Genomic DNA, 4,174 nt, shown 5'->3' on the forward strand with positions numbered 1-4,174 from the left:
CCCGAGCGCCCGCGGGGGGCCCCCCCCCCCCGGCCCCCGGGCTCCCCCCCGCCACCCGTGGCCGCGGACGGGTTGCGCCTCCTGGAGATCGACCACTTCGCCGTGTGCGCGAGCGTCGGTGAGCTGGACGCGATGGTGGAGCTGTACGAGAGGTCGTTCGGGTTCGACGAGATCTTCGCGGAACGGATCGTCGTCGGCACCCAGGCGATGCTGTCCAAGGTGGTGCAGAGCAAGTCGGGCCAGGTGACCTTCACGATCCTCCAGCCCGATCCCGAGGCGGACCCCGGTCAGATCGACGAGTTCCTCAAGAACCACGTCGGGTCGGGCGTGCAGCACGTGGCTTTCGCCGCGGACGACGTGGTGCGCTCCGTCGGGGCGCTGGCCGGCCGCGGGGTGGAGTTCCTGAGCACCCCGGACACGTACTACAGCCTCCTCAAGCAGCGCATCTCCCTGAGCAAGCACTCCCTGGAGAGCCTGCACGAGCTGAACGTCCTCGTCGACGAGGACCACGCCGGACAGTTGTTCCAGATATTCGCGCGCTCCACCCACCCGAGGCGCACCCTCTTCTTCGAGGTGATCGAGCGGTGCGGCGCGGAGACCTTCGGCAGTTCCAACATCAAGGCCCTGTACGAGGCGGTGGAGATGGAGCGCCTCGTGAATCAGAGCAGCGCCCTGTGAGCCGCACCGCGCCGGCCACCGCGCCGGCCACCGGGTCGTGGGACGTCGAGCGGGACGCGCACTGCCTGGAGGACGTCGAACGGGCGGCACGCGAGGTCCTGCCCGCGGACGTGTGGGACTTCGTCTCCGGCGGCAGTGGCGGCGAGGTCACGCTGGCCGCCAACCGTGCGGCACTGCGGCGGATCGCCCTCGTGCCGCGCGTCCTGCGGGACGTGGCGCACTGCGACACGCAGACGTCACTGTTCGGCGTGCAGCACGCCATGCCGGTGGCCGTCGCCCCCATCGCCTACCACAAGCTCGTCCACCCGGAAGGCGAGCTGGCGGGCGCGCGGGCGGCCAAGGCGGCGGGGGTGCCCTTCACCGCCGGCACCCTGAGCAGCTGCACGATCGAGGAGATCACCGCCGTCGGCGGCACCGTGTGGTTCCAGTTGTACTGGTTGCGCGACCGGAAGAAGACCTTCGAGCTGGTCGAACGCGCGGAGGCCGCGGGGTGCGCGGCGCTGATGCCGACCGTCGACGTGCCCTGGATGGGACGTCGACTACGGGACGTCCGCAACCGGTTCACCCTGCCCCCCGGGGTGGAGGCCGCCAATCTGACGTGGGGATCGGGATCCGAGGCCCATCGGGCACCGGCCTCCGGATCCGCGGTCGCCTCGCACACCGGATCAGCCTTCAGCCCCTCCCTGACCTGGTCGGACATCGAGGAACTGCGGCGCCGAACGACGCTGCCGATCATCCTCAAAGGGGTGCTGGCTCCCCAGGACGCGAGACGCGCCGTCGAGGTCGGGGCGGACGGCATCGTCGTGTCCAACCACGGCGGCCGGCAGCTCGACGGCGCGGTCGCCGGCGTCGACGTCCTCGCGGAGGTCGTCGTGGAGGTCGGCGGCGACTGCCGGGTGCTGCTGGACAGCGGGATCCGCAGCGGAACGGACGTACTGCGGGCCCTCGCACTGGGAGCCGACGGCGTTCTCCTGGGCCGCCCGGTGCTGTGGGGGCTCGCCGCGGCGGGAGAACGGGGCGTCGGCCGAGTCCTGGACCTGCTGGCGGAGGAACTGCGCGACGCCCTCGGCCTCGCGGGATGCGACGGAGTGCGGGCCGCCCGGGAGATCCGGACCGTGACGGGAGCCTAGCCCGGCTGCCCGGCTGCCCGGCTGCCCGGCTGCCCCGGCTGCCCCGGCTGCCCCGGCGGCCGGGTGACGGCGGCCGGCACGTGCCACCTGCGTGCCGGCCGCCGGGCGGGCCCGGCGCCCGCGGCGGCCGTCGCGACGGATCACGGGACCGGTGCGCCTGCGGACGACGTGCCGGTGCTGACCCTCAGGAAGGAAATACGGGAATGGAGAAAAGGGTGAGCCGCCACTACACGGTCTTCTGTCCGCTGTGCGGACAGCGCGGTCAGGACGACGGCATGACACTGTCGTGCGGCCGCGATCACGGACCGGCGCTGCTGCGGTCCGACTACGCGGTGAAGGAATTCGCGCCGCAGCCCGACACCGAGGGGCTGTTCCGCTACCGGGACTGGCTCCCGGTCACCAGGACGTTCCCGACGGCGGCCCGCACGGCCGTGTTCCAGAGCGAGGAACTCTGCGCCCAGCTCGGCCTGCCCAACCTCTGGATCGCCTTCAACGGGTACTGGCCGGAGCGCGGGGCGTTCCTCGAAACGGCGACGTTCAAGGAGCTGGAGGCATACGCGGTCCTGGGGCGCCTGCCCTCGGAACCGCCGGTGCTCGTCGTGGCCTCCGCCGGCAACACCGCCGCGGCCTTCGCCTCGATCTGCTCCCGCCACCGGCGACCGTGCCTTCTGATCGTGCCCCGCCGCGGCCTGGACAGGATGAGGTTCCGGGCACCGCTGGACCCGGCGGTGCGGCTCGTGGTGCTGGACGGCGCCGACTACTCCGACGCGATCGCCCTCGCAGAGTCGGTGGCCGCGCTCCCCGGCTTCCAGGCCGAGGGAGGAGTACGCAACATCGGCCGGCGCGACGGACTCGCGACGGTCCTGTACGCGGGCGTGGAGGCCATGGGCAGGATGCCCGGCGTCTACGTCCAGGCCGTCGGCAGCGGAGCCGGCGCCATCGCCGTCCACGAGGCGGCGACCAGACTCCTCGGCACCGGACGCTACGGCACGGACCTGCCGCGGCTCCTGCTCTGCCAGAACGCCTCGTTCGCTCCGCTCGCCGATTCCTGGAAGTCCGGTACGCGCCAGCTCGCCCCCTGCGGCGCCGACGACGCGCGGGCCGCGACGCGCACCGTCTTCGCGGACGAGCTGACCAACCGCTTCCCCCCGTACACCGTCCGCTGCGGCGTCTACGACGTACTCACCGAGAGCTCCGGCGACGTACTGACCGTCGAGCAGGAAGCGGCGGAGTACGAGAGGGACGTCTTCGGGAAGGCCGAGTCCATCGACATCGAACCGGCCTCCGCGGTGGCGCTCGCCGGGCTCCGCACAGCGGTCCTCGACGGCAGCGTCCCCGAGGAGGAGCACGTCCTCCTCAACATCACGGGCGGGGGCCGGGCAAGGCTCGCGCAGGACCATCCCCTGTACGACGCGGAGCCGGCCCTGGTGGCCGATCTGCAGGACGGTGCGGTCGAAGACCTCGTGGCGCGGATCGCCGGGCTGTTCCCCGACCGGATCCGATAGGCCGGAGGCAGGGCCGCGGGGGGACGTCCGGCGGACGCGCGGCCCCGCCGTCAGCCCTCCGCGAACTCCGTCTCCTGCGGAGCCCCGGCGTTGCGCACCGACAGCAGCCAGCCCGAAGGCTCCTCGCTCAGCACGTGCCAGCGACAGTTCGACAGGCCGGCCAGCGACATCCAGTCCGCGGGATCCATGCCGAGGACGCGGCCGGCCGTCGCCCGGATGGTGCCGCCGTGGCTCACGACGACCAGCGTCCCGCCGTCCGGGAGCCGCGCGGCATGGCGTTCCACGACGGCGGTCGCCCGCTCGGCCACTTCGACGTCCAGCTCGCCTCCCCCGCGGCGAACGGGCTCGCCCCTTTTCCAGGCCTCGTACTCCTCGCCGTACCCGGCCACGATCTCGTCGTGGGTGAGCCCCTGCCAGCGGCCGGTGTACGCCTCGCGGAGCCCCTCCTCGGGGATGGCCGTCCGGTGCGTCAGCGCGGACAGGCAGCGCGCCGTGGCGGCGGCCCGTCTCAGATCGGAGGTGATGACGGCATCGGGGGCGAAGGCCGCCAGCACCCGTGCGGCGCTCCGCGCCTGCGCCACGCCCTCGGCGTTCAGTTCGATGTCGGTGGTCCCCTGGAAACGCTGTTCCCGGTTCCAGGCGGTCTGACCGTGACGCCACAGGACGATCCTGCGGCCCCGCGAGCTTGCGGCAACCATGATTCCTCGAAGTCTGTCGTACGTGGGGAGCGGCGGGTCACCGGGCAACCCGCCGGGGGGGGCGGCCCCCCCCCAAGAACCCAGCCGCCCCGGGGGGGGCGGGGGCCCCCCCGCCCCGGCGGGCCGACCCCCCCCACGCACCGCCGAAACGGCGCACCAGTGA

General features: G+C 72.9%; 4 protein-coding genes. 3 read left to right on the plus strand and 1 reads right to left on the minus strand.

Translation table 11 applies throughout. The annotated features are described in order from the left end of the window. The 3 genes from ACFXA3_RS26715 to ACFXA3_RS26725 all read left to right on the plus strand — a co-directional run. The coding region (locus ACFXA3_RS26715) for a VOC family protein (RefSeq protein ID WP_385190853.1) at positions 1-678 on the plus strand (678 nt) is incomplete at its 5' end. Then, on the plus strand, positions 675-1,808 hold the full coding sequence (locus ACFXA3_RS26720) for an alpha-hydroxy acid oxidase (protein ID WP_385190855.1): 1,134 nt from the start codon (positions 675-677) through the stop codon (positions 1,806-1,808). The genes ACFXA3_RS26715 and ACFXA3_RS26720, both read left to right, overlap by 4 nt. Before the next feature lie 203 nt (positions 1,809-2,011). Continuing rightward, positions 2,012-3,313, plus strand: coding sequence for a cysteate synthase (locus ACFXA3_RS26725; RefSeq protein ID WP_385190857.1), 1,302 nt, complete (start codon positions 2,012-2,014; stop codon positions 3,311-3,313). Between the two features lie 50 nt (positions 3,314-3,363). Here ACFXA3_RS26725 and ACFXA3_RS26730 read toward each other — a convergent pair whose 3' ends face one another. Further along, positions 3,364-4,011 carry a histidine phosphatase family protein gene (locus ACFXA3_RS26730; RefSeq protein WP_385190858.1) on the minus strand — a complete coding sequence of 216 codons (648 nt, stop codon included), beginning with the start codon at positions 4,009-4,011 and terminating at the stop codon, positions 3,364-3,366. Positions 4,012-4,174: the final 163 nt, after the last annotated feature.

Source organism: Streptomyces sp. NPDC059456 (genome assembly GCF_042750055.1).
Taxonomy (GTDB): domain Bacteria; phylum Actinomycetota; class Actinomycetes; order Streptomycetales; family Streptomycetaceae; genus Streptomyces.